At 39.9% G+C, this 23356-nt stretch carries 18 protein-coding genes; 13 read left to right on the top strand and 5 right to left on the bottom strand.

The features are described 5' to 3' along the window. Positions 1-91 precede the first annotated feature (91 nt). On the bottom strand, positions 92-1852 hold the full coding sequence (locus B1C82_RS08095; RefSeq protein WP_086447108.1) for an acyl-CoA dehydrogenase family protein: 1761 nt from the start codon (positions 1850-1852) through the stop codon (positions 92-94). A gap of 357 nt (positions 1853-2209) precedes the next feature. Here B1C82_RS08095 and msrB point away from each other — a divergent pair, with 357 nt between their 5' ends. From msrB to B1C82_RS08080, 3 genes are all read left to right on the top strand, one after another. Continuing rightward, positions 2210-2605: a peptide-methionine (R)-S-oxide reductase MsrB gene (msrB, locus tag B1C82_RS08090; RefSeq protein ID WP_199775763.1), complete on the top strand. Its 396-nt coding sequence runs from the start codon at positions 2210-2212 to the stop codon at positions 2603-2605. A 15-nt stretch (positions 2606-2620) separates the two neighbouring features. Further along, positions 2621-3466: an isocitrate lyase/PEP mutase family protein gene (locus B1C82_RS08085; protein WP_086447106.1), complete on the top strand. Its 846-nt coding sequence runs from the start codon at positions 2621-2623 to the stop codon at positions 3464-3466. Positions 3467-3574: 108 nt separating this feature from the next. Continuing rightward, positions 3575-4468 (top strand): esterase/lipase family protein, encoded by an 894-nt coding sequence (locus B1C82_RS08080; RefSeq protein ID WP_086447105.1) that lies wholly within the window; start codon positions 3575-3577, stop codon positions 4466-4468. A 1-nt stretch (position 4469) separates the two neighbouring features. On the opposite strand, the gene B1C82_RS08075 is transcribed toward B1C82_RS08080, so the two are convergent. Continuing rightward, complete coding sequence (locus B1C82_RS08075; protein WP_199775741.1) at positions 4470-6371, bottom strand: CASTOR/POLLUX-related putative ion channel; 1902 nt, start codon at positions 6369-6371, stop codon at positions 4470-4472. 258 nt (positions 6372-6629) lie between these two features. Between B1C82_RS08075 and B1C82_RS08070 the strand changes: the two genes are divergently transcribed. Further along, complete coding sequence (locus tag B1C82_RS08070) at positions 6630-7478, top strand: hypothetical protein (protein ID WP_086447103.1); 849 nt, start codon at positions 6630-6632, stop codon at positions 7476-7478. Between the two features lie 6 nt (positions 7479-7484). On the opposite strand, the gene B1C82_RS08065 is transcribed toward B1C82_RS08070, so the two are convergent. Beyond that, positions 7485-8096 carry a TetR/AcrR family transcriptional regulator gene (locus B1C82_RS08065; RefSeq protein WP_086447102.1) on the bottom strand — a complete coding sequence of 204 codons (612 nt, stop codon included), beginning with the start codon at positions 8094-8096 and terminating at the stop codon, positions 7485-7487. 154 nt (positions 8097-8250) lie between these two features. Between B1C82_RS08065 and B1C82_RS08060 the strand changes: the two genes are divergently transcribed. From B1C82_RS08060 to B1C82_RS08035, 6 genes are all read left to right on the top strand, one after another. Next, a complete protein-coding gene (locus tag B1C82_RS08060; protein WP_086447101.1) occupies positions 8251-9114 on the top strand; it encodes a thioesterase family protein in 864 nt (287 codons plus the stop codon). A 52-nt stretch (positions 9115-9166) separates the two neighbouring features. Next, complete coding sequence (locus tag B1C82_RS08055) at positions 9167-10492, top strand: thiolase family protein (protein WP_086447100.1); 1326 nt, start codon at positions 9167-9169, stop codon at positions 10490-10492. Positions 10493-10704: 212 nt separating this feature from the next. Continuing rightward, positions 10705-12030, top strand: coding sequence for a thiolase family protein (locus B1C82_RS08050; protein WP_086447099.1), 1326 nt, complete (start codon positions 10705-10707; stop codon positions 12028-12030). A 98-nt stretch (positions 12031-12128) separates the two neighbouring features. Further along, positions 12129-12560 (top strand): YiiD C-terminal domain-containing protein, encoded by a 432-nt coding sequence (locus B1C82_RS08045; protein WP_086447098.1) that lies wholly within the window; start codon positions 12129-12131, stop codon positions 12558-12560. A 295-nt stretch (positions 12561-12855) separates the two neighbouring features. Further along, positions 12856-15156, top strand: coding sequence for a neutral/alkaline non-lysosomal ceramidase N-terminal domain-containing protein (locus tag B1C82_RS08040; protein WP_086447097.1), 2301 nt, complete (start codon positions 12856-12858; stop codon positions 15154-15156). A gap of 126 nt (positions 15157-15282) precedes the next feature. Further along, a complete protein-coding gene (locus B1C82_RS08035) occupies positions 15283-15792 on the top strand; it encodes a glutathione peroxidase (protein ID WP_234008302.1) in 510 nt (169 codons plus the stop codon). Positions 15793-15900: 108 nt separating this feature from the next. Here the strand turns inward: B1C82_RS08035 and B1C82_RS08030 are convergent, their stop codons facing one another. Beyond that, positions 15901-16599 carry a dienelactone hydrolase family protein gene (locus tag B1C82_RS08030; protein WP_086447096.1) on the bottom strand — a complete coding sequence of 233 codons (699 nt, stop codon included), beginning with the start codon at positions 16597-16599 and terminating at the stop codon, positions 15901-15903. A 121-nt stretch (positions 16600-16720) separates the two neighbouring features. Between B1C82_RS08030 and B1C82_RS08025 the strand changes: the two genes are divergently transcribed. Genes B1C82_RS08025 through B1C82_RS08015 form a run of 3 tightly spaced genes read left to right on the top strand, consistent with a single transcriptional unit; the run spans position 16721 to position 21896 of the window. Beyond that, positions 16721-17575 carry a ChaN family lipoprotein gene (locus B1C82_RS08025; RefSeq protein WP_086447095.1) on the top strand — a complete coding sequence of 285 codons (855 nt, stop codon included), beginning with the start codon at positions 16721-16723 and terminating at the stop codon, positions 17573-17575. A 48-nt stretch (positions 17576-17623) separates the two neighbouring features. After that, positions 17624-20314, top strand: a complete 2691-nt coding sequence (locus tag B1C82_RS08020; RefSeq protein ID WP_086447094.1) for a transglycosylase domain-containing protein — start codon at positions 17624-17626, stop codon at positions 20312-20314. Further along, on the top strand, positions 20304-21896 hold the full coding sequence (locus tag B1C82_RS08015) for a hypothetical protein (RefSeq protein WP_086447093.1): 1593 nt from the start codon (positions 20304-20306) through the stop codon (positions 21894-21896). The genes B1C82_RS08020 and B1C82_RS08015 overlap by 11 nt, the downstream gene beginning before the upstream one ends. A 14-nt stretch (positions 21897-21910) precedes the next feature. Here the strand turns inward: B1C82_RS08015 and B1C82_RS08010 are convergent, their stop codons facing one another. Then, positions 21911-23230 (bottom strand): amidohydrolase family protein, encoded by a 1320-nt coding sequence (locus tag B1C82_RS08010; RefSeq protein ID WP_086447092.1) that lies wholly within the window; start codon positions 23228-23230, stop codon positions 21911-21913. Between the last annotated feature and the right edge of the window lie 126 nt (positions 23231-23356).

Raw genomic sequence — 23356 nt, 5'->3', positions numbered from 1 at the left:
CCTTGAAGCCCGAAATTGTGCGCCAATAGATAACCTAAGTTTTGGGACGGACTATAAAAAAACGGCCGACGATTGCCGGCCGTTTGGACTTTTAAACTGCTGCAGCTTGTCTGTTTGCTCTTTCTAAACGTAATAGATTTCCTTCTGCAATTGCTAAAGAATCTATATTATAATCCTGTGAATGTTTAGATCTCTCTTTTTTCAGATCGCTATTCACTTGGCCTAAAGATTTTTCTAAAAGCATTCCAGCTACAAATCTTGCCGCAATCTCTACAGTTTCGAATGCGAGTTCGTCTTTTGTAAAACTATCTCCTATCGATTTGTAAGAATGAACTGCTTGTTCTAATTTTTCCCAAAGAGATCTGAGGTCTGTAGAAGGAGAAAATTTGGACATTTCTTCTTCTACGTACGCTCTTAGATGCCCGCTAGCCGCCATTCCGGAAACCACTCCTCCGATTGCTGCCACGATCTGCAATTGGGTAGTACCTTCATAGATTGTAGTGATCCTACTGTCTCTATAGATCCTTGCTACATCATAATCTTCGGTGTATCCACTTCCTCCGTGGATTTGGATCGCGTCAGATGCAAGAGCAACACAACCTTCGGAAGCGTAATATTTACTCATAGGAGTGAATAAGTCTGCGAGTTTTTCCCAACGACGGATTGTTTCGTCTTGGTTTACATCTCTCTCGCTTTTACCTTCTTCTTTAAGCATTCTTTCTTTTCTCCAATGATAGAGATCGATCGCCCTTCCTGTTTCTGAAACAAGGCATCTTGTGGCTAAAATTTCTCTTTCCATCTTGTCCAAAATTTTCCGGACTGCAGGGATCTTCTCTATTGGTTTGCCGAATTGTATTCTTTCGGAAGCATATTTTTTTGCTTCAAAATATGCGGCGGTTCCAATTCCTAAAGATTGAGTTGCGATTGTAAGTCTTGCCGCATTCATCATCCCCATAGAATATTTCACGAGGCCATAACCAGTTTTTCCGATCAAAATTCCTGGAGAATTTTCAAAAACAACTTCACAGGTAGGGGAACAATGTAATCCCATTTTATGTTCTATTCCTGCAACATGAACATCTTTACCTTGTACCAAGAAGAAGGAAAGGCCTCTCGCTCCACTTTCAGGACTTCCTGTTCTAGCTAACGTAAGAATTACAGAAGGAGAATCCACATAACCGCAGGCATGAGTAATAAAACGTTTAGCTCCATTGATTTTCCAAGTTCCATCGGGGGCTTGAGTCGCTTTAGTCTGCACGTTAGGTAGATCGGAGCCGTAGTTAGGTTCTGTTAATGCCATGGCTGCACTAAATTTTCCTGCAGCGATCTGAGGTAACCATTCATTGCACATTTCTTCGGAAGCGAATCTTTCCATGATCTCGACTATATTAATATTTCCGTATGCTAGACAGAATGCTGCATCTGCCCTGGCGGCTATTTCGCACATCATGGATTGAACAGTCGCTGGTAAGCCTAGACCTCCATATTGTCTGGAGATAGAGATGGGCATCAGTCCTGCATCCCTTAAGGTTTTGTAACATTCTTCTTGTGCCTTTGGGAAAGTAACTTTGCCGTTCTCATATTTTAAACCGGTTTGGTCCATTTCCTTGCTACGGGGAGCCACGAAGTCCCCCATAATTTCTCCCAAGGAATCCACAGTGGATTTATAATAATCTATCGCTTCCTGCAATGTAGAAGGTGCATATGCAAATCTATCATCATTAGTCTGCTTGTATTTTGCCGCATCATGGAAATCGCCTTCGTATGCTGCTACGATCTCCTTCCAATCTATAAGATTATCAAAATGAGTTTGTAAGTCTGTATTATCCTGGAAATAGTTTCCTTGAATCATTTGTATGCTCCCTGTCGCTTAAGGCTTTTAGGTGTACTGCTTTATTAAGCTTGTGTCAAGTATTACCTACACTAAGGTTTTAGAATGATAACTTTGGTTTGTAATACGAACAAAGAAGAAGGAACCGAACAGGTGTTTGGAAGAATGTTTGAGCTTTACAATCCGAACAACACAATAGTAAACTCGAAAAGACCACGGTTTAAAAGTAACCTTTTCGGGTAGAAACCGAAGTATCCGGCGAGGAATAAAACCATGAATAAAATCGGGCTAGTTATCGGTTTTGTATATTTATTAGGAATCGTTTTGTCAGGATGTTCCGAATCTATAGGAGCTCCAAAAGAAAAGAAAGGAGGTAAGATGAAATACGAAGTCCAGAAGTCAGAAGAAGAATGGAAAAAAGTCCTAAGTTCCGACCAATACCGGATCATTAGAGAGAAGGGAACCGAAAGAGCATTTACCGGTGAATATTATTATAATAAGGAAAAAGGAAAATACCTTTGCGCTGCTTGTGGTGCTGAGTTATTCAGCTCGGATACTAAATATGAATCCGGAAGCGGCTGGCCTTCTTTTTATAAACCTGCAGCAGAAAAGTCCGTTCAATCGGAAACAGATACAAGTCATGGAATGACCCGCACAGAAGTTCTATGTGCAAGATGCGGAGGACATTTAGGACATGTATTCCCTGATGGACCTGAACCTACCGGGCTTAGATATTGTATCAATTCAGCTTCTTTAAAATTTAAAAAAGATTAATATTCAAAGGAAAGAATGACTTCTGCGCAAAATAGATTAGGCGAAATATTCCGAAATCTACATTCTAAAGATATCTTTGTGATGCCTAATGCGTGGGATGCGGGAAGCGCTCGTATGTTGGCAGGTGCCGGATATTCTGCGATTGGAACTACGAGTGCTGGTATTGCTTTTGCAGCTGGGCTGCCGGATCACCAGATCATGAGTAAAGAAGATATGCTTTCCGAAATAAAATCTATCGTGGATTCCGTAGGAATTCCAATTAGCGCCGATCTGGAAGGTGGCTACGGAATCCAACCTTCTCAAGTTGCAGAAACCGTAAAACAAGCGATTGGGATCGGAGTAGTTGGTTGTAATATAGAAGATCTGAGTGGAGATCCTTCTTCTCCTTTATTAGATATCAAACTCGCTACCGAAAGAATACATGCAATCAGAAAGATGGCGGATCAAAGTGGTATTCCATTTACACTTACTGCAAGAACGGACGCATTCTTAACAAATCATCCGAATGCAATGGAAGAAGCAATTACCCGTTGCAATTCTTATAAAGAGGCAGGAGCGGATTGTCTTTTTATACCTGGGATCGGAGATCCTAAAACGATAGGAACATTAGTAAATTCTATCAATGGTCCGTTAAATGTGGTCATGGGTTTAAGTCATAACCAACTTACTGTTGAAGAGTTAAGATCGCTTGGGGTCCGAAGAATTAGTATTGGCGGAAGTCTTGCTAGAGCTTGTTTTCATTTGATCCGACAAGCGGCGTTCGAAATAAAAAACTCGGGTACGTTTACCTACGCGGATCATCAGTATTCTCATAAAGAATTATGCGATTTTTTTGCAGAATATGAGGCCAAAACAAAATGACATTCTTCTATATCTTGAAGAGTAGAAGGGCATAAAATTCTGTTTGCGCCTCGGGGCTGAGAATGGATTCTACCGTAGGGCGGGATATTCGCCCGCGGCAGAAACCGAATGAAGAGAGACCATCTTACTTACCTTCCCGAAAAAGGGAATATCCGTCCTGTAATCGTACAACATCTAGCTGAGATCTATCACCATATATATTATTTTTTCTGTCATATCTTGGGGATCTTTATAGAACTTCCGGATCATACTGAGGGATATAAACGCCCTATCGTATGCGTTTCCGGATTTTTAGGAAGAGGTCTGACTTGGACTGCGATGCGCAAACATCTGATCTCTCTTGGACATCCTGTATATGTAGTTCCGCTTGGATTCCAAACCGGGAATATTCGTAAAAAAAGTAAGATACTTGAGAATTTCCTAATAGAGAAGAATATCAAAGACTGCTATCTGATTTGTCACTCCATGGGAGGGCTTATCGCCGCAGGTTTAAGTTATAAAGGAAGAGACAGGGTCCGAAAAATTTTCGTGGTAGGATCTCCTATGCACGGAACTTATATGGCTTATCTTGCTCCAATCTTTCCTTGTACTTGGCAAATGATGCCGGGATCTAAATTAGTGAAGGAAGTTGTAGAAACTTATTCAAAATTTCATAATGTACAAGCAGTATTTACAAAGGGAGAAGGTATCGTTCGCCCATGGGAAAGCGCAACTCTAGGACATTTTGATGATGTCGAGATCCCAGAATACGGACATTTAAATTTATACCTAGGACCACTAGGAATAGAATGTCTTGGCTCTTTAGTAACTTCTGAAGAGAAGAAGGATCCACTTCCAATTAAACAAAAACCTGTTGTTAAAGAAGAAGCGAAGAAGGAGACGGTTGTTTCTGCTCCTTCCAAAAAAGTTTCTTCTAAAACAGCTGCTACTAAGAAAGTAAGCACTAAAAAGAAAACGGCTAAGCCTGCGCCTAAAAAAGCAAAACCTAAGAAGAAACGTTAAACTAAGCTTGGTCTTCGGACAAAACGATCAAAGAGTCGGATTCGTGTAAGGTAAAATATTCCAGCTTATCTGGGATTAAATATACGCCGTAACCTTTGGATTCATCCGTTTCTTCTGAAACGATCCTAACTCCAAAGCAAGTTTCCTTCCTTTGTTGTGCAGCTAACATGCAGTCAGCAAAATTTACACGTTTTGGAAAATCTTCGAAATACAGGAATGCTGGTTTAAGATAGATCTCGCTTCCATTCGGATCAAATAAGCTGTCATAAACTCTCATTACATCAGGTTCTTGAGAAACTTGAGCCATCATTTTAGAAACAAATTGATTCGAGATCAAAAAGTCTTTCACTCCCGTTTCTAAAACCAATTCCGTATTTTCTGAATTCATAATTTCTGTGATCAGTTGGGTCTCTGCCTTTTTGCCGCCTGCCTGTCGTTTTTTCTTAAAGTATTGGCGGAATCTTAATAAAAGAGAAATGGTTCTTGCATCTACTTCTTCAATATTCTCCTTCTCCTCGGCTAAGAATATTACGGAATCATACTGTTCTGGTGAAAGTTTTTCCAAAATACCTTCTTGGGAAAGATTTGCAATCAAGGATCTAAGTTTGATCTGAGGATATTTTGACTTAAGTTTTGCGAGAGCAGTTTTGATCTCTTCATTAGATTCATTTATCAAAAGGTCAATTTGAGAATCAGGAGATGAGAATTTTGCATACTCATCTACAATGATCTTGCTTTTGGAATTCCAGCCAATGATCAATTGTTTGTCGATCGGTCTTGATAGAGTCGTATTAGGATAAGAAAGTGCGGCGTTCACAATTACTGGTTTCTCATCGAATTTTATCTTAGAATCATCCTCTGCAAGAATGATTGCATCTTCTTCATTTTCAGGTGAATACTCAGGGTCCGGATTTAAAATAATCTCTCCGTTAATTTTTCTGAAACCTAATGGGACTGATTCCTTGAATCTAAATGAAATTTCTGAATAATTTAAACCTCTCCAGCCATTCTTAGGTTTATAAAAATAGATCTCATTTCCTTCAAATCCAACCAGATTAGAATACACGATCGCAAGACCGGAAGTCCTAGAGGTTTGTACAAGTAATTTAGAAAGAATACTTCTTTCATCCATGACTTGAACTGATTCGGAAAGATCCGAGGCAATATTTCGATTTTCGAATCCATGAAGTTCAGCAACAATAGGAGGAAGTCCAGATTCTCCATTTAATGCAACAAGTGCCATGATGGACTTTAAAACTTTTGCATCTCCAATTGATTTACCTTCTTCTGATTCTTCAGAACTGGAAGGATTGAGTATAATGATACTTCTTGCCTTGGAAGCATTTACTTTTTTTAGAGAATTAAGATGAGAAGGTAACCCTGACCTTGTGATAATTTTTGTGGTCTTAGTATCTTCCAGATTTTCGGAAAGAAAATCATCCATTTCTTCCTTATCTTGGTCTGCAAGTATAACAACCGCTTTTCCTGATTCAGAAGAGTTTGCTTCTATCAATTCCCTTAATATTTCTATCGTGCGAATCCCAAATCCTAAGATCAATGAATGCTCAGATTCTAAAACTTCGCTCTTTCCCTTTCTGAGTTCTTGGATTTTTTGATCAAATTGATTCGTAATAAATGCTACTAAGCTGGAGAATAAAACTAAACCTGAAAAGACGCTTAAGATACCAATTACTTTATTAAACCAGTTGGATTCTCCATCTTCTGCAACTGCTCCCGCGTCAGAGATTTGCAAAAAAACTCTCCATAAAAAATCACCCGATTCCTTAATGGATTCATCCGGAAAGATGAATGTCCCAAGTATCCGCACTAGTGATAAGAATAAAAAGGCTCCTAAGAATAGGGTCATTAGTGCTGCGAATACCGAACCTCCTCCCCTAGACATAAAATTATCAAAATGGTAACGGAGCTTTTTAAAAATGCCAGGTTTATCTTTCATGCGGGGAGAAGATTAGTTATAGAATCCTTTAGTTCAAATCTAAAATCCTTAAGTAGGAAATTTATTTTTGAACAATCATCCGATCTCTGGATCCAAGAGTTCGGAATACTTTTATAATCAATCTAAATCTGAATATTTATAGAACTGGATCTAAGATTTTGACCGACAGAATTCGAGGAATATGAAATACTCGCTCGATTACATATGGCTCGCACTTCATTATTTTTTCTTAGCAGTTTATTCATTCTATTCTCCTGCAATTCTCCCCAAGTGACTGCCTACCAGGAGCATAGTGATCACCACGAATTTATCGGAAGTTGTTTGGATTTTTTAGCAGGAAGCGATTCTTTTGTTCCTTTAACGGATGCAGTTGCTTTGGACGAACTAAGACATTCAGCCGAGGAACATGCATCCAATAGTGTGATCATCGGAGAGTTGTATTACGATTTGAACCAGAAAGAAGGAAAACATTTCTATCTAGAGAATGATGACTCTATTATATATCATCGTCCCAAATCGGTAGTGCTTGGGGGCTGGGAAATGATCCAACATCTATGCGCTCGTCACATCCGACACGAAATAGAAAGGGGATTTGCTAGGTCTTCTTCCGTAGCAAGAAAGGGCCAGGCTTCTATTAGAGAGGCCGAATCTCTTGCTGAAAAAAATCTGATCATCTATTTGAAATTTGCTGAGGCTACTAAAGGGAAACCCAGCCATATCAGAAATTTTCTTTTTATTCCTGTTTCGAGATTTTTGAAGAAGGGAGGAGCGATTTATTTTCCTTCCTGCAATTTGATGGAAAAGATGAAAGATCCTATTCTTTCTGGATTACAGAGTGCAAAAAGAAGTCCGGAAACGATGACCGCTTGGACTCAAATGATGTTAGCAGTTACAAATTTTTCCGCAACTCATACACAGGATTGTAAGGTTAATGCAGAAAGTCCTTTAAAACTTTTACATGTCGAAAAAACAGAATTAAAAGATGTAATAGAGGAGCCTCAAAAAATTAAATCGGCCTCTAAGATTAAATTCGGGACTAAGACTCGGAGGTGATCCGATTTACTTAGCAGTATATTCGTCGAAGATCTCTCTAAGGCTATCTTCCATTTCTCGAATATAGCGTAGATCTTTAGTCATTCTCCAAAGTGTGATGGAACCGTGATATGCCATCAACACTCTTCTTGATACATATTGGATATCCATTGTTCTTGAAAATTGGCCGGAAGCAACTGCTCTACTAAGATAATCTCGGATCATCTTAGTCCACTTCTCCGCGATACCTTTTAGAAATTCTGTATACTCCGGATCGGCATCCATGACTTGATTTGCAAAACCCGCAAATGGATCTCCGAAAAATTCATGATGACGAATCTGTCTTTCTTTCAAGATGACCCAAGCTCTTAGAAATTCTTGGACCTCTGGATATCTTTCCATAAGAGACGCAAGATCCGAAAGAGTCTTTTCTTCCTGACGGGCGAGGTAAGCGATTCCAAGTTCTTTTTTAGAAGGAAAATGATCGTAAAGACTAGCAGCAACTGAACCGGATTCTTGGATAATCTGTCTCATTCCGGTATTGGAAAATCCCTGTTTATAGAAAAGATCAGTCGCAGTATCTAGAATTCTTTCTCGGACACTGGCCCCGGAATCTCTTTTTTTTCTCTGAGCGGTCATGTGCTTAAATACGTTATTTTTTCAGTATTGCCCTAAAAACCTCGTTTCGTCAATAGAATTTGGGTTTAGCGTATAAAAAACCAGAACGAACGTTCTGTATTTTTTTATTGCTCCGATTTCCCAGGGGTCTAAGCTAGTGTCAGGACGGTTCAAAATGTCTGTAACGGAAAAAGAACAAGTCAGAACCAGATTTTCGGATCTAGATACACAAAGACATACCACTAGCAGGACATACGAAGACTCTTGTCTAGGGGATAGATATCGTATCTTAGAAGAAGCGGGCTATTCTTGGAAAAGAATGATCGAAGAATCGGTTCGATTACAAACCGTCGGGGCAGATATACGATTTCTTGCCCAACAAATGGAAAACACAGATTTATCCGTACGCACTAATTATCGCTCCGGTCAAGACGGCCTATTGACCTTCTCTCAAGAAGTTTTGGATCCAAACGGAAAAGTTGCCGCTGAGATCAGAACATTAGCAAGAACAGAGAAGGATGGAAAACCTTTTCAGCTTATCGCAGCTCAAGATCCTTCCGAAGAATTAGTTTCTTCATTCGAATCTATTCCTTCTTTTTCGGGATCTTGTGAGCGCACACTTGCAGCAAGAGATCTATTTTTTTGTGAAAGAAATCCATTCGGAGACTACAATCCTTCTCATTATTGGAGACTATTGGAAGAAGGTCGCTGGAATTTCACTGCTGAATGTGGACTTAGTCTGGAAGATCTGGTCGCGATGGATACCACACTTTTTTATATGGGTGGAAAGATCCGTTATCATAAGCCTCTTGCTGCGGGAAGAAGAGCAAAGATACAAACTTGGATTCATAGTTTTGATAAAATTTGGAGCCGTATGAGACAAGAGGTCAGCGACTCTGAGACTGGAGAAATCCTGGCAGAATCCATGGATGATCTACTTGTAGTATCAGTAAGTAAATCTAGACCTAAAAAACCTGGAGAGGATCTACTGAAAGTATTTGCAAGGGTCACCGAATTCCCTGAGGGGGCCTCCAAATGAAATATTATCTTATTCTAATGAACGTACCAAATAAAAGGTCTGGAGAAAGACAATGAAACTCGATCAAAAATTGGCGATTTGTACGCCAAGAAGAACTCCCTTCGCTCAAATTGCGAAAGCTTTAGGACCCTATCCTGGCCATCACCTAGGTCGTATAGTGGCTGAAGACATTATCGCAAAGAGTGGAGTTAAAAAAGATCAAATCGACGGAATCGTAGTTGGAGAAGGTTTCTCTAACGCTCCGAACTCCGCGAGAGTGATCGCTAACCTAATCGGACTCAGAGACGAAGTTCCTTCGATCACTGTTTCTAATAACTGTGTATCCGGAATCGAAGCTCTTTCCGAAGCAGCTCGCCGAATTATTCTTGGAGAAGGTGAACTTTTCCTAGTAATCGGAGAAGAATCCCAAACTTCTATGCCTTTCGTTGTTAAAAACGCAAGATTGAACAAGAAAGCAGGATCTTTGGATAAACTGAAAAAACTTCTTCCTGACAATCTTCCAGAAGGTGTTGAACTTAGAGACACTCTTGAGGACGGACTTGGTGACGGAGAAACTTCTTACGGAATGCAAGTAACTGCTGAGATCCTTGCTCAGAACTACGAACTTTCTCGCGAGATCACTGACAAATTAGCTTTCGAATCTTTCAAAAGAGCATTAGAAGCTTCTAAAGCAGGAAAATACGCTCCATTCATTATCCCTATGAAAGACGAAGACGGAACTGAACTTACAATCGATGAGGCAGTTGGACTTCGTGAAGGACTTGTTGAAAACCCAAGCCGTATGGGAAGAGCAATGCTTCTTTTCGATAACCCTCAAATGAAATTTGATGAGTTCAAAACTAAGTATTCCAAATATCTTAAAAAATCTCACGGACCAACCGTTTCTATCTTTAACGCGAGCCCTCGTTCTGATGGAGCAGCTGGTGTTATCTTAACTACTGTTGAAAAAGCAAAAGCTCTTGGATTAAAAATCGAAGCAGTTCTTTCCGGATGGAAAATGTATGGTGTAGATCCTAACTTAATGGGGATCGGACAAGCTTATGCTACCGAATCACTTCTTAAAGACACCGGAGTTAAGATCGAAGACGTAGACTACGTTGAGATCCACGAAGCATTTGCAGCTACTGCAGTTGCAGCTCTTGTTCAAATCGAGAAAGATACCGGTTGGAAATGGGAGCAAAAATTCGACGAGAAGAAGATCAACCCTAACGGTGGATCTATCGCAATCGGTCACCCATTCGGAGCTACTGGTATCCGTTTGGTGAACAACGCGATCATGGACCTTCAAGAAGACCCTAAGGCTAAAAAAGTAGTTCTTACTGCTTGTGCTCACGGTGGAATTGCAGGAGCAATGCTCATCGAAAGATTCGAAGGTTAATTCTTAACTTCTCGAATTGAATAAGACCCTGGGGAAGGAAACTTCTTCAGGGTTTTTTATACCTTCTTCTTTATCTGTTTTTAGCTTTCTTGTTTTGAATCATTCTTTTTGAGGCAGTTGAAATATTTTGCTTTTAATGTTCTCAATTTCGTGGTCTAAATAGTGTATATGCACCAATGAAAAAATTTCGAAACTGAATCGGGAGAAAAACGATGAAACTCGAAACTAAACTAGCAATTTGCACACCACTTAGAACTCCGTTCGCACAGATCGCAAAAGGATTAGGAGCTTATCCGGCTCATCATTTAGGAAAGATCGTTGCAGAGAGTATTATCCAAAAGAGTGGGATAAACAAAGAAGATATAGACGGTATCGTAGTTGGAGAAGGTTTCCCAAGTTCTCCAAATCCAGCTCGTGTAATCGCAAATCTAATAGGGCTTAGAGACAAAATTCCTTCGATAACTTTATCCAATAACTGCGTATCTGGGATCGAAGCGATCTCAGAAGCAGCAAGAAGGATTATATTGGGAGAAGGAGAAGTATTCCTTGTAATCGGAGAAGAATCTCAAACCGACATGCCTTTTATCGTAAAAAATGCCCGCTTGAATAAAAAAACAGGATCATTAGAAAAACTGAATAAACTTCTTCCTGATAATCTTCCGGAAGGAGTCGAGCTTAGGGATACTCTTGAAGACGGTTTAGATGATGGGGAAAATTCTTACGGAATGCAGGTGACTGCGGAGATTCTTGCTCAGAATTACGAATTGTCTCGTGAAATCACTGACAAGGTAGCATTCGAATCATTTAAACGAACTTACGATGCTTCAATGGAAGGAAGATACGAACCATTTATCATTCCTGTAAAAGACCAAGAAGGCAATTTGCTGAAAATTGACGAGGCAGTTGAACTCAGAAAAGGTCTCGTGGAAAATCCAAGTCGAATGGGGAGAGCCATGCTTCTTTTTGAGAATCCTCAAAGTAAGTTTGAAGATTTTAAGAAAAAATACGGCAAGGATCTTAAGAAGACGCATGGACCTACTGTTTCCATCTTCAACGCAAGCCCTCGTTCAGACGGAGCCGCCGGCGTGATCATCACCACTGTAGAGAAGGCAAATGCTCTGGGCTTAAAGATAGAAGGGTTACTTTCCGGATGGAGAATGAAAGGAGTTCATCCTAATCTGATGGGACTTGGACAAGCAGTTGCCACTGAAGGTCTGTTGGAAGATCTACAGTTGAAATTAGAAGATATGGATTACGTTGAGATCCATGAAGCGTATGCTTCAACAGCGGTTGCAGCAATGGAACAGTTGAGAATGGATACCGGCTGGGATTGGGAGAAAAAATTCGATGAGAAGAAGATCAATCCAAATGGAGGCTCCATTGCGATCGGTCACCCATTTGGAGCTACAGGGGTTCGCTTGGTGAATAATGCTATCATGGATCTGCAAGAAGATCCAAAAGCAAATAGAGTATTACTCACAGCATGTGCTCATGGAGGAATTGCAGGTTCCATGTTGATCGAAAGATATAAAGCTTAATTCCAAAGGTTCGTTTTACAAACGAACCTAAGAATAAATCGATATTTAGTATTCTTTTTCGGTTTGATATAAGAGGAACGAAATTTCTAACTATGTATATGACAGAGAAATTCGACGTTTTATCCATACCATTCAACGTACATATCCAGCTTTCCAGGCCTAAACAAGGAGAGGATGCTCTCTTGGTCATGGAAGATAAACCAATCTATAAAAATCATGTAGGCTCCGGACATGCTGCGGCGTTATTCGCTCTTGCGGAGGGAAGTGGAGGAGAGTATTTGCTGTCCAGAGTTGCTTCTCTTCCTTTTGAAATTATTCCTGTAGTGCGTAAGTCCGAAGTAAAATACAAGAAACCTGCACAAGGAAGAGTAGTGTCCAAGGGAGTGATCGACGAGCAGGAATGGTCTGCATTTATGGCCCAACTCGAAAAGAAAGGGAGAGCGGGGCTTACTGTTGGAGTAGAACTTTTTGACGAGACACAAGCGAATGTAGCAAGTTTTAGTTTTGATTGGTTCATTGCTAAAAAATAAAATTCATTATAATAAAATCTAAAAGGCAGCCCGAGCATGGAATACGAAAGAATATTTCTGCTTGGGCCTTTTTATAACAAACCAGCCAATCTCGCATCCTCACTTACATTAACGTACCGATCACTTATATTTTAATTATAAAATTATCCAGTGAGTGGTACAAATACGTTCGAAATAAATTAAGAACTTATAATGTTTTTTTCGAACGTAAGTGCATACTTACATTTGCTTTAAAAATCGTTTGACCTTTCTTGAATTTCGGTTAACCCACTTCGTGAACTGTGGAGGCAAGGAAATGAAAAACATATATTCGAAATTTTTTACCTTGGCATTGGCTTTGATCTTCAGCTTAACAGGTTGTGATCAGAAATCAGACGACGATAAACTATTGGAACTGGCCGTTTCTTCTAATGGAGTAAAAGAATCCGGCTCTAATCCCATTCTCAACACTCTTGCGTTACCTACATCTACACCTGCGGACGTGTTTTTGGTAGGGGCTGGAAAGGTCGATATTACTGGGCCCTTTGTGCAATCGAGTACCGGATATAATAGTCCAGGTGACGAGATGTCAGGTCTGGCCATGAGGCTTTATTCTAGAGCATTCGTGATCGAACGTCCTGGTGGAGCTAAGGTAGCGATCGTTACCAACGATATGATCCACATGTATCAAAGCGTAAAGATAGGTGTCGTTAAAAAGTTACAAGCCGACGGTTATGGATCTGCGTTTAATAATGATAATGTGCTTCTGTTTGCGACCCATACACATTCTGCTCCTTCTAATATTTCTTGGTACACATTATTCAATCTATTCAACGGAGTGATCGGTTTTGATAAGGTTCATTATAATATAGTGGTGAACGGTATCGCAGATTCTATTAAGGCAGCTTATAATAATAGAAGAGAAGCAAGGATCAAATTTGTAGCAGGGAATCTTTCCAATTTTGCAAATAACAGATCTTCTGCTGCTTATGCTTGGAACTTGGACAAATCAAATTATTCATCTAATGTAAACGAAACAATGAGTCTGCTTCGTTTTGAAGGCACTGACGGTTCTCCGATAGGATTGCTGAACTGGTTTGCTGTCCACGGAACTTCTCTCGGAATTACAAATCGTAGGGCGCACGGAGACAATAAAGGATACGCTTCTTACCTTGTGGAAAACACTTTTGGTGGGAATTTTGTGGCAGCATTTCCTCAGGGTCCAATGGGGGATGTTAGTCCGAATACTCCCGATCCTACAGATATAACAAAACCTTTCTTAAGACCGAATGATATAGATCCTAGTCTGGATGCTTTGGAAAATCCTATTGTTCATGGAACGAAGCAAGGAAGTAAAGCATTAGAATTATATAATGCAGCAACTACAACTCTTACTGGAAATATCGGTTATAGACATTCTCATGTAGTTTGGAATAATAAAGTTTCGGTAGATCCCTCGTATATAGGTGCATTTACTATGCCATGGGATACTGGCACTGGAAATACAACATGTGTTGCCACAATCGGTGGCGGGTTTTTGGCAGGTGATGAAGAAGGTGCTCCTGTAGAATTTGCGAAGGAAGGAGAGATCCGTAACAATTTTGTATTCGAGAACGGTGCCTGGGTTAAAAAGAATTATTCTTTAACGAACTTGAGCGGTGCCGCTCAGATTCTTGGATATCTTTGGCCTCTCGCTCAATTAGCTTTGAGTTCCACAAAGTATGAGGCATGTGATAAAGAAAAATTCACTCTTCTTCCAGTGGGAGAAGTGGATAGTTTCTGGTTCCCAAATCCTCAGGTGCCATTCGTTCCTGTAGTTCTTCCTTTGCAAGTGATCACTATAGGTAATACTGCGATTGTAGCTTCTCCTTTTGAAGTGACTACGAATGCAGGAAGAAGATTGAAAGCAAAGTTGACTACAACTCTTGCTCCGGTAGGAATCTCCAACGTGGTTGTGGGGGCGATGGCAAACGCTTATGCTCAATATCTAACTACTCGTGAGGAATATTCAGCCCAAAACTTCGAAGGTGGATTTACCGCTTATGGCCCTTGGGCAAACGCAGCATTGATACAGGAATTCGATAGGATCGCTAAGGATATAGTAGCGAATCGTTCTACAACTGCAGGTCCAAATCCTCCAGATCTTTCTAACCAACAGTTTATACAAACTTGGTTATCCCAAAACGGTATAGTGAACGATGGAGGAGATTTCGGAAAAGTTCTAACTGATTCGAATTCTTCCTATAATAGGACCAAAGATACTGTGATGGTAAAATTCCAGGGATCACATCCGAGAGTGGTTCAGGATAAAAAACTGGATGGATCTCTTTCTTCTTATTATGATCCGAATACATATACGTATTTGGAGATCCAGAAGAAAAACGGAAGTTCTTGGACTACTGGTGCCAACGATAATAATCCGTATACGGCTTATGATTGGGCTAGAACAGGTGGGGATCTTTCGGCTACATCCGAAGTTACGATCACTTGGTTGATACGGAACCAACAAGCTGGTACGTATAGAGTTGTATACAACGGTTTGGCGAAACAGTTCTGGGGAATTTTCTGGACTTACAAAAAATTCACCGGAACTTCCAAGGAGTTCGTTTTGCAATAAAACGATCTTTACTTAAAAAACCTGTTTAAGATCGAAAGAATATCCCGGAAACGGATGGACCTGTTTCCGGGATTCGGATATGATTCCACTATGGCTCTCAAATCTGTTTTGATCTTTCTTTCCTTAATGATTGTTTCCTCTTCTTTATTCGCAGCTCCAAAAGCGGTTTATGATTTTACTGTAAAGGATATCAAAGGAAAGGATATAGCACTTTCTAAATACAAAGGAAAAACATTACTTATCGTAAACGTTGCTTCTAAATGTGGATATACCTACCAATACGAAAACTTGGAAAAGGTTTATAAAAAATATAAGGAGAAGGGCTTCGAGATCGTCGGTTTTCCCGCGAATAATTTTCTCTCCCAAGAACCTGGTAGCGATGCAGAGATAGAACAATTCTGTAGAGTGAAAAAAGGCGCTACGTTTGATATGATGTCCAAGATCTCAGTCAAGGGAGAAGATCAACATCCTCTCTATACCTATCTAACTTCTTCATCTCCGGACCCAGGTGATGTGAAATGGAATTTCGAAAAGTTCTTAATCTCTCCTGCTGGCAAGATCGTAGCAAGATTTCGTTCTGGAACAGAACCGGATAGCAAAGAAGTTACAGACCAAATTGAGAAAAATTTGAAATAAGGGCGTGTGTAGGAGTTCCAACATCGATTTTAGATTGTAGTGTAGGAATTCCAACATCCGTTTTAAAATTTTAAATCTATAATGTAGGAGTTCGAACGAACAGAGCTCCTACAGATATTCTTTCAAAAAAGCTAATGTGATTGCCCAAGCCTGAGCGGCAGAAGTTTTATGGTAGGCAGCTCTTGCATCACAGAAGAATCCATGCTCTGCTTCCGAAAAAACCAACTCCACATAATTTTTTCCCGAACTCTTTAGTAATTCAGAGATCGCAGCTATATGAGTTTGTTTTACACTTCTATCCTTACCTGCCCAAACCAAGAGTAAAGGTGCGTTTTGTTTGGGAGAATATTCTTCCGAGGTTTGGACTATTCTGGATCCATAATACGAAATCGCTGCCTTGAATGTATAAAGTGAGTTTGCCAAAAAGGAAACCCACCCACCCAAACAATAACCTATACTTGCGATCCGATCGGGAATACTTTTAGGATTTATTTTTATCCAATCTAATACCGCATTCAAATCCGATTGTAAATTCTCAGGAGTCAATTGGCTAAAATGAGGTTTTAACGCCATGAAGTCTTCGTAACTTCCCGCAAATCCAGGAGGTGCAGTTCTATAATAAAGTTCAGGAGCAACTGCAAGATAACCTTCTTTTGCGAATCGGATCGCAACATCTTTGATATGATCGTTTACTCCAAAAGCTTCTTGTAATACTAAAATACAGGGAGAAGGAGAAGAATCCGGATAAGCCACGAACGTTTGCATTTCCCCATGAGCTGTTTTGATAGTAACAGTTTCAGTATTCATCTTCACCTCTTCAAAAGTGGTAGAATGATCCGACCATCCAGATCTTTGTCGATAGATTTACAACCTTCTAATGCCTATTTAAGTTCTTTTCTTTTTTCTTTCGATTTCCAAACTAAGTTTCATGCTGGTTCGTATTATTCTGCTCCTTCTTTTCCCTTCTTTCTTATTCTCCCAAACTTTTAAACCTGAAGTTTATGATTCAAAAAGTAAATCCAAGGTAGAAATTTCATCTATCATCGAGAAGGCGAAAGATACGGATGTTATTATTTTTGGGGAAGAACATAATGATAAGGTGGGACATGTTTGGAAATTGGAGGCTTTAAAAAAATTGGCATCTGCATATCCGACACTTCTTTCCTTGGAGATGTTGGAGAAGGATCAGCAAAGATCAGTGGACGAATTCTGCAAAGGAGAAATTACCGAAAAAGGTTTTCTGAATTCAGGAAAATTTTGGCCAAATTACCAAACGGATTATCATCCTATGGTTTCTTTTGCAAAAGAAAATAATCTTCCAGTTCTTGCGGCTAACGCTCCTCGAAAATATGTAAACCTTGTATCTCACCAAGGTTTGGATTCTTTATATAAGATCAGATCTCCCTTTCTTCCTCCTCGATATACATATAATTTATTCAGACAAAAAGAATATGAAGAACTTCTGTCCGCGATGATCGCGGAACATTCTCCTACAGGGTTTTCTCCTGATAAACAAAAGTTTATAGACGCTCAATATGTTTGGGATGCTTCCATGGCGGATTCTATTGCAGAGGCATTCTTTTTATTAAAAAGAAAAGTAGTTCATGTGAACGGGAGATTCCATTCTGATCGAAGTTTAGGACTGACATATAGGCTCAGACAGATGGGACTGAATGTCTTGACAGTCAGCATTTTTCCTTCGGAAGAAGGTAAAAGTTTTCAAGAAGAAGATTGGAAATTGGCAGATTTCCTAGTAATCACCGAAAGAAAACCAGTGCCATAAACACTTTCTTGCTTGTAGGGTTAGCGGATCTCTCCGACATTAATAGAGATGTTGGAAACTAAGGTCCGCACTCTTACAGAATCAAAGTTTGAATGCCTTTCTTGCGGAACCATTTCCAGGCTGCCGGAAGGAGTTCCGACTGGGACTGTTTTTAAACTTACCTGTTATCGCTGCGGCCAGAAGGCATTGGTCAAGTATGTATCTTCTCCAAATGAAACTCTAGAGGAAAAGCCATCTCTCAAAGAGGAGATTCCAGCACAGACACCACCTGTTGGAACTCCAACATATCATCAAGAGAAAGAAAGACCTGTTATTCGTCCTATTCCAAAAGAAGTCCCCAAAGAATCTCCGATCACGGTTCTCCTAGAAAGTTTACAGACCAAATGGGAGAATTGGAAAGAGTCCTGGTCTAAAAATTCTTCCGAAGACCGTCCCTGGTTTCAAAAAGTTAGAACCGAAACCGAATCACCTACGGCTTTTCATCGTCCGATCAAAACTTTGTCGGAAAGATTATTGGAGAAGGGAAGAAAATTCCAGTTTCCAAAATTCCGACCGAATATCTGGCTCGTTCTGATCCCTTTACCTTTGGTATTAGTGTTCTTGATATTTTTCTGGATGGGAGTTATCCAAAGAGAAGCAGAAGTCCCAGGTCTATTAAGTATTTTTTATATTCATCAGCCCACTGTTATCTATGATAGAGATGGTAGAAAGGTCTCTGAAATTTTTGGCAAGAAGACAAGCAATTTAGAATGGGAAGCATATCCTGAAAATCTAAAAAGAATGGTGCTTCTTGTAGAAGACCGCAGTTTCTTTACTCATGGAGGAATTCATTATTCTTCTGTTTTGCGTGCGTTCTTCGTAAACGTAATCAGTTTTAGATTTAAGCAGGGTGCTTCTACAATTACTCAGCAATTGGCTCGTATCCTTCTGAATGATCGTGAAAAAAGTTTAGGGAGAAAGTTAAAAGAAGCTCAACTTGCTTATGCCTTGGAATCTTCCTTAGATAAAGAAAAGATCCTATTACATTATATGAATAATGTGTATTTGGGTCATGGTGCTTTTGGTTTTGCAAGTGCTTCTGAGTTCTATTTTGGGAAAAAGCCTAAAGACTTGAATGTATCTGAGATGATCGTCCTTGCCTCTTTGGCTTCTGCTCCTAATCGTTTTTCTCCATTAAAAAATCCTGATCTATCTTCCGGAAGAGTAGAGGCAATTTTGCGATCTCTGGAAAATGACGGCGCATTAAAAGAAGATTTAAGACCTGCGATCCAAGACATCTATCAAACATTTAATACACGTTCCCCAGGAGAGACAGTGTATGGAAATCGTAAGGATGATTCTCCTTATGTAACCGAACATGTTAGAAAATTCCTCCAGACAATGTATCCGGACACAAATATATATGAAAGCGGAGGATTTTCCGTTTATACCACAATCTCTCAACCGGTTCAGGCGGAATTGCAGAAGGTGGTCAAAACTCATGTAGAGAATCTTTTGAAGGGAGGACAAGTTAGGCGAAATCGTCTTACGGAGAATGGTAAAAATTCTGATGTTACTCCATTCCGAAATTTAGTCGCTGAACTTTCTCCTGCATTGGAATTATTTATAGATACGGACAGGTTCGTAACTGGTGGAGACAGCGGATTACAAGCTGCAGTTGTAGCAGTAGATCCTCAAACAGGAGATGTTCTTCTTTTACACGGAGGAACTGAATTCAAATCGGATAATCAATTTCCAAGGGCCACCGGAATGTATAGACAAACAGGATCTACTATCAAGCCGATCCTGTATTCGGAAGCGATCGATTCTGGGATCGCAAATCCAGCGACACATATCTTAGATGCACCTCTGATCTATAAAAATTCTGTCTCGAATTGGATGCCCGAAAATATAGGGAACCAATACGACGGAGATATTTCTTTAAGAGTTGCGCTTGCAAAATCTAAAAACACTGCAGCAGTCCAGATCGCCGAAAAACTCGGGTTAGGCGAGATTTCCGCTGCTTTCGAAAGATTTTTCTTTCCTGAAGAAAAAGTTTTGAAAAATAGATTTAGACGAGATCTTTCTTTGGCATTAGGATCTTTAGAACTTTCTCCTTTAGAGATGGCTTCTGCCTACTCTGCATTTGCAAACGATGGGAATATAGTTAGACCTCATCTGATCGAAAAAGTGGTAGATAGAGCGGGTAACGTTGTTTACCAAAGAAAAGACCAGGACGAATTTAATTTGAAATGGCCTCAGACCAGAAAAGCGATCTCACCTCCAACTGCTGAGATTATGGTGGACCTGCTACATGGAAGTGCAAACCATGCGGGAGTTCGAAATACAGGTTATCGTGGAGAAGTCGCCGGGAAAACGGGAACTACGAATGATCATAGAGATGCTTGGTTCGTAGGAGTAAGACCGGGAATTTCTATGGCTGTTTGGTTGGGTTACGATTCTCCTAGCTTTGGAATGGGAAGTTCTGCGTTAGGCGGAACAATTGCCGCTCCTTTATGGGGAACCATCGCTAAACTATTTGATTCTGCAGAATCAGGCGATAAGGAAGAAAGAAAAAAATACCAATATTCCCAAAGAGCGGTAACTATGGAAATCTGTCCTGAATCCGGAAAACTTCCTGGGCCGGATTGTCCGAAAAAGACTAGTGAAATATTTCATCCATCTCATCTTCCTACGGAAACCTGTCCTCTGACCCATAAGTCGGATGCAAAACAGGAGTTATTGAAGAATGTTTTCTAAAAGAAAGATTCCGATTCTTTTATTTTTCGCATTTTCTTTTTTCCCCAATTTAAGTTTTGCTGTTTCTTATGAAGAAGCTTACGAATTGGAAAAACTTTCTCCAATATTTGCAATCCCATTATACGAAGAGGTTGTTCGTTCCTCTGGAACGGGAGACTTTAAAAAAACTGCATCTTCTCGGCTCTACTTTTTATACGAAAAATTTAATAAATACATTCCAGCTATCCAATACCAAACAAAAGTCGGAAGTTTAAAAAATAAAAAGGGAGAATGGTCCTCTCTCGTAAAAACGCTTTCCGATGGATTGGGAGTTACACCATTTTCTTTATTAGCCGTTATAAATTCTTGCTCTAAAGAAACTCCCGTTTGGGAACCTCCTGAGCCAACTGTTCATCCAGAAACAGGAGAATTGATACAACCTTCTCCTCCAGATCCTTACAGAGTATTGTCTAAAAAAGAAAATCATTCCTTGATCCGTCTTTGTTATTCTCTCAAAATGAAACAAAGAGATTTCGAGGGATGGGATAATGTATTCTTTTATCTTTTCTCCAAGGATGTTCTTACAAAAGACGAAGCTCTTCCACTTTGGGTGGGATCTTCCATACAATCAGGAAAGGGAACTCCATACAAAAGAGTATTCCTTTCTGGAAGATTCAAAGAACTGAGCAATGAATCAAAATCGGATCTTTTGTTCTTATACGCTAAGTTTCTCAGGCATAACGGAAAATTTGAATCCAGTACCAGATATTTTCTGGCAAGTAGTACTTATGCTTCTTCTAAAAGAGGAAAATGGGAGACTGCAAAAAACCTGCTGATCATGGATAGAAAGAAAGAAGCCTGCACAATGATAGGAGATTCTTTCAACGCAGGTGACGAATCTGAAATTCTGATGAAGAAGATTTGCCAATCTGGGAATTGGGATTGGATACAGACCTATTTACCTGCTCTTAAAATTTTGATGAGAGAAAATCCAGATCCAGTATTTGCTTATGCACTCGAAGGTGGAGGCAGAGAAGCGATAGATCTATTTATAAAACAAGTAGGATCTAAGACTACAGACAAAGACGATGATTCTGAAGAAGATTCTGAATCAGCAGACATCCTAAATAAACTTATTCCTCCGGATGGCAGAAATAAATTTCCTTTTTGGGATGCGCGAGACAAAGAAGCGGACCTTGTAGTTCCAGACAGAGCAAAATATTTATGTAAGGTAATACGTAGGCCATTTTTCGGAACTCCATCCATCCAACCTCAATTCTGCAAAGAAGTTTCTCCGGGAAGTTTGGAAACATTACTTTCCATAGTAGCGGAAGAAGAGGAAGAGGCGAGTTTTGCATTTGCCGATCCTGCTTATCTTCCTCTTTCCATAAAATGGATTTGGAAAAACGGATCAGAATCCGAATCAAATGGAGAGCCGGCACCTACGAAAGTTTTGGGTCCTTCTTCCGAGCCCGGTCCTTGGAATTTGGAATTTATAGTATATCGTAAAATTCTAAATCGCGCTTATGCAGAGATCCGTATGAAGGATAAATACTTTGTTGTTTCAGTAAAACCTTCTTACGTGGTTTGGAGTAAGAATTAAGAGTTCTGCTATAATCATTGTTGAACTCCTGCGCGCCAAACTGTACGAATAGATAAGGTATCCGAAATATTTTGAAGTGGATCTCCATCCACTAAAAATAAGTCTGCTCTCGCTCCCGGAAAAATCCTACCACGATCGTTTAAATTAAATCTTCGCGCAGGAACAGAGGTAGCAGCACGTAAAGCCTCAATAGGTTTGAATCCAGCAGCTACTAATAATTGCAATTCGTGATGAAGGCTCGCGCCGTGAACAAGTCCTCCAAGATCTGCAATAGGCTCAGATACATCACTTCCTGCTAATATATCTACTCCGGCTCTATGAAGGGACATTACACTTTCGAAAGCATCTTCTAATTTTCCTTTGGGATAAACATTCATAGTTTTAGAAAGAGCCTCTAACCATTCTTTACTCAACTTCGAACTAACACGTTTATCTGAGATTAATACATGCGGACTATTTCCAAAAGCTGTGGAGAGTGTAGTCAATGTGGGTACAATGAAAGCTCCCGAAGACTTAATTTTCGCTATTAGTTCTTTGTCAGGTTTTTCATCAAAGAACATATGAGCCAATCCATCAACGCCTGCAGAAATTGCTCTGCGTCCTCCTGCAACAGAAGTAACATGTGCGATTGCCATCTTGTCCCGACGATGAGATGCCTTCACAGAGGCAACTAGAGTCGCCTCATCAATTACAGGAAGTCCCGGTGTGCCTACTGTGTCTCCATCTTCAATAATGATCTTAATGAAGTCGGAACCTGCTTCCACTTGTTTGTCTACGAACTTGATTGCCTCTTCTGGAGTGGAAACAAATGGATAACGATAGAATGTTTTTAAGAACCAGTTGCTACTCAACTGCATGTATTGTGTAGGATGTCCACCAGGAGGAGTGATCCCCATACCTGCGGAACGCATGTCGGCAATATCATTTCGATAGGAAAGTTGCCAGCGTTCCCAAAACATCCATTGGCCAGTCATCTCGAGTTCTGTGGTCACTCCGAATAGAAGCGCATCACGCAAACCATCTATATCTGTATGAACATGTGAATCTATTAAGCCTGGCAGCAACGTCCCACCATTTGCATCTATAATCGTTGCGTCTGCGGGAATATCTCCTCCTATGGAATGAATATGATTCCCTTTGATGATTAAAGTATGATCTTTAATCAGTTCTTCTCCATCGAAAATTTTTGCATTGATGATCGCAGTTGTTCGATCTTCCAGAGCTGCAAATTTTTTGCAGTCAATCAAAAAGCAAATCGCTGCTACAACAAACAATATAATGTTTATCTTTAGAATATAAAAATTAGAAGTTATAATCGATCTGTTAAAGTTCATATCTCAACTCACTTCAAAATTAATTCTTTTTTGAGTTTCATGAATAGCTCTCTTGTTCTTCATGAGACCTTGATTGGTGTGTAGGTTCCATTAATTACGATTTGGGCGACTCTCTCGCTTCGCGCG

This window comes from Leptospira venezuelensis, assembly GCF_002150035.1.
Lineage (GTDB): Bacteria > Spirochaetota > Leptospiria > Leptospirales > Leptospiraceae > Leptospira_B > Leptospira_B venezuelensis.
This window is presented reverse-complemented; position numbering and strand designations above follow the sequence as displayed.

Excerpts from the sequence above, each read along its gene's own strand:
- B1C82_RS08060 (WP_086447101.1), top strand. The coding sequence starts at position 8,251 with ATGTCTGTAACGGAAAAAGAACAAGTCAGAACCAGATTTTCGGATCTA.
- B1C82_RS08045 (WP_086447098.1), top strand. The coding sequence starts at position 12,129 with ATGACAGAGAAATTCGACGTTTTATCCATACCATTCAACGTACATATC.
- B1C82_RS08095 (WP_086447108.1), bottom strand. The coding sequence starts at position 1,852 with ATGATTCAAGGAAACTATTTCCAGGATAATACAGACTTACAAACTCAT.
- B1C82_RS08065 (WP_086447102.1), bottom strand. The coding sequence starts at position 8,096 with ATGACCGCTCAGAGAAAAAAAAGAGATTCCGGGGCCAGTGTCCGAGAA.
- B1C82_RS08050 (WP_086447099.1), top strand. The coding sequence starts at position 10,705 with ATGAAACTCGAAACTAAACTAGCAATTTGCACACCACTTAGAACTCCG.
- B1C82_RS08035 (WP_234008302.1), top strand. The coding sequence starts at position 15,283 with ATGATTGTTTCCTCTTCTTTATTCGCAGCTCCAAAAGCGGTTTATGAT.
- B1C82_RS08070 (WP_086447103.1), top strand. The coding sequence starts at position 6,630 with ATGGCTCGCACTTCATTATTTTTTCTTAGCAGTTTATTCATTCTATTC.
- B1C82_RS08075 (WP_199775741.1), bottom strand. The coding sequence starts at position 6,371 with ATGTCTAGGGGAGGAGGTTCGGTATTCGCAGCACTAATGACCCTATTC.
- B1C82_RS08040 (WP_086447097.1), top strand. The coding sequence starts at position 12,856 with ATGAAAAACATATATTCGAAATTTTTTACCTTGGCATTGGCTTTGATC.
- B1C82_RS08015 (WP_086447093.1), top strand. The coding sequence starts at position 20,304 with ATGTTTTCTAAAAGAAAGATTCCGATTCTTTTATTTTTCGCATTTTCT.
- B1C82_RS08030 (WP_086447096.1), bottom strand. The coding sequence starts at position 16,599 with ATGAATACTGAAACTGTTACTATCAAAACAGCTCATGGGGAAATGCAA.
- B1C82_RS08055 (WP_086447100.1), top strand. The coding sequence starts at position 9,167 with ATGAAACTCGATCAAAAATTGGCGATTTGTACGCCAAGAAGAACTCCC.
- msrB (WP_199775763.1), top strand. The coding sequence starts at position 2,210 with ATGAAATACGAAGTCCAGAAGTCAGAAGAAGAATGGAAAAAAGTCCTA.
- B1C82_RS08080 (WP_086447105.1), top strand. The coding sequence starts at position 3,575 with ATGAAGAGAGACCATCTTACTTACCTTCCCGAAAAAGGGAATATCCGT.
- B1C82_RS08020 (WP_086447094.1), top strand. The coding sequence starts at position 17,624 with ATGTTGGAAACTAAGGTCCGCACTCTTACAGAATCAAAGTTTGAATGC.
- B1C82_RS08010 (WP_086447092.1), bottom strand. The coding sequence starts at position 23,230 with ATGAACTTTAACAGATCGATTATAACTTCTAATTTTTATATTCTAAAG.
- B1C82_RS08025 (WP_086447095.1), top strand. The coding sequence starts at position 16,721 with ATGCTGGTTCGTATTATTCTGCTCCTTCTTTTCCCTTCTTTCTTATTC.
- B1C82_RS08085 (WP_086447106.1), top strand. The coding sequence starts at position 2,621 with ATGACTTCTGCGCAAAATAGATTAGGCGAAATATTCCGAAATCTACAT.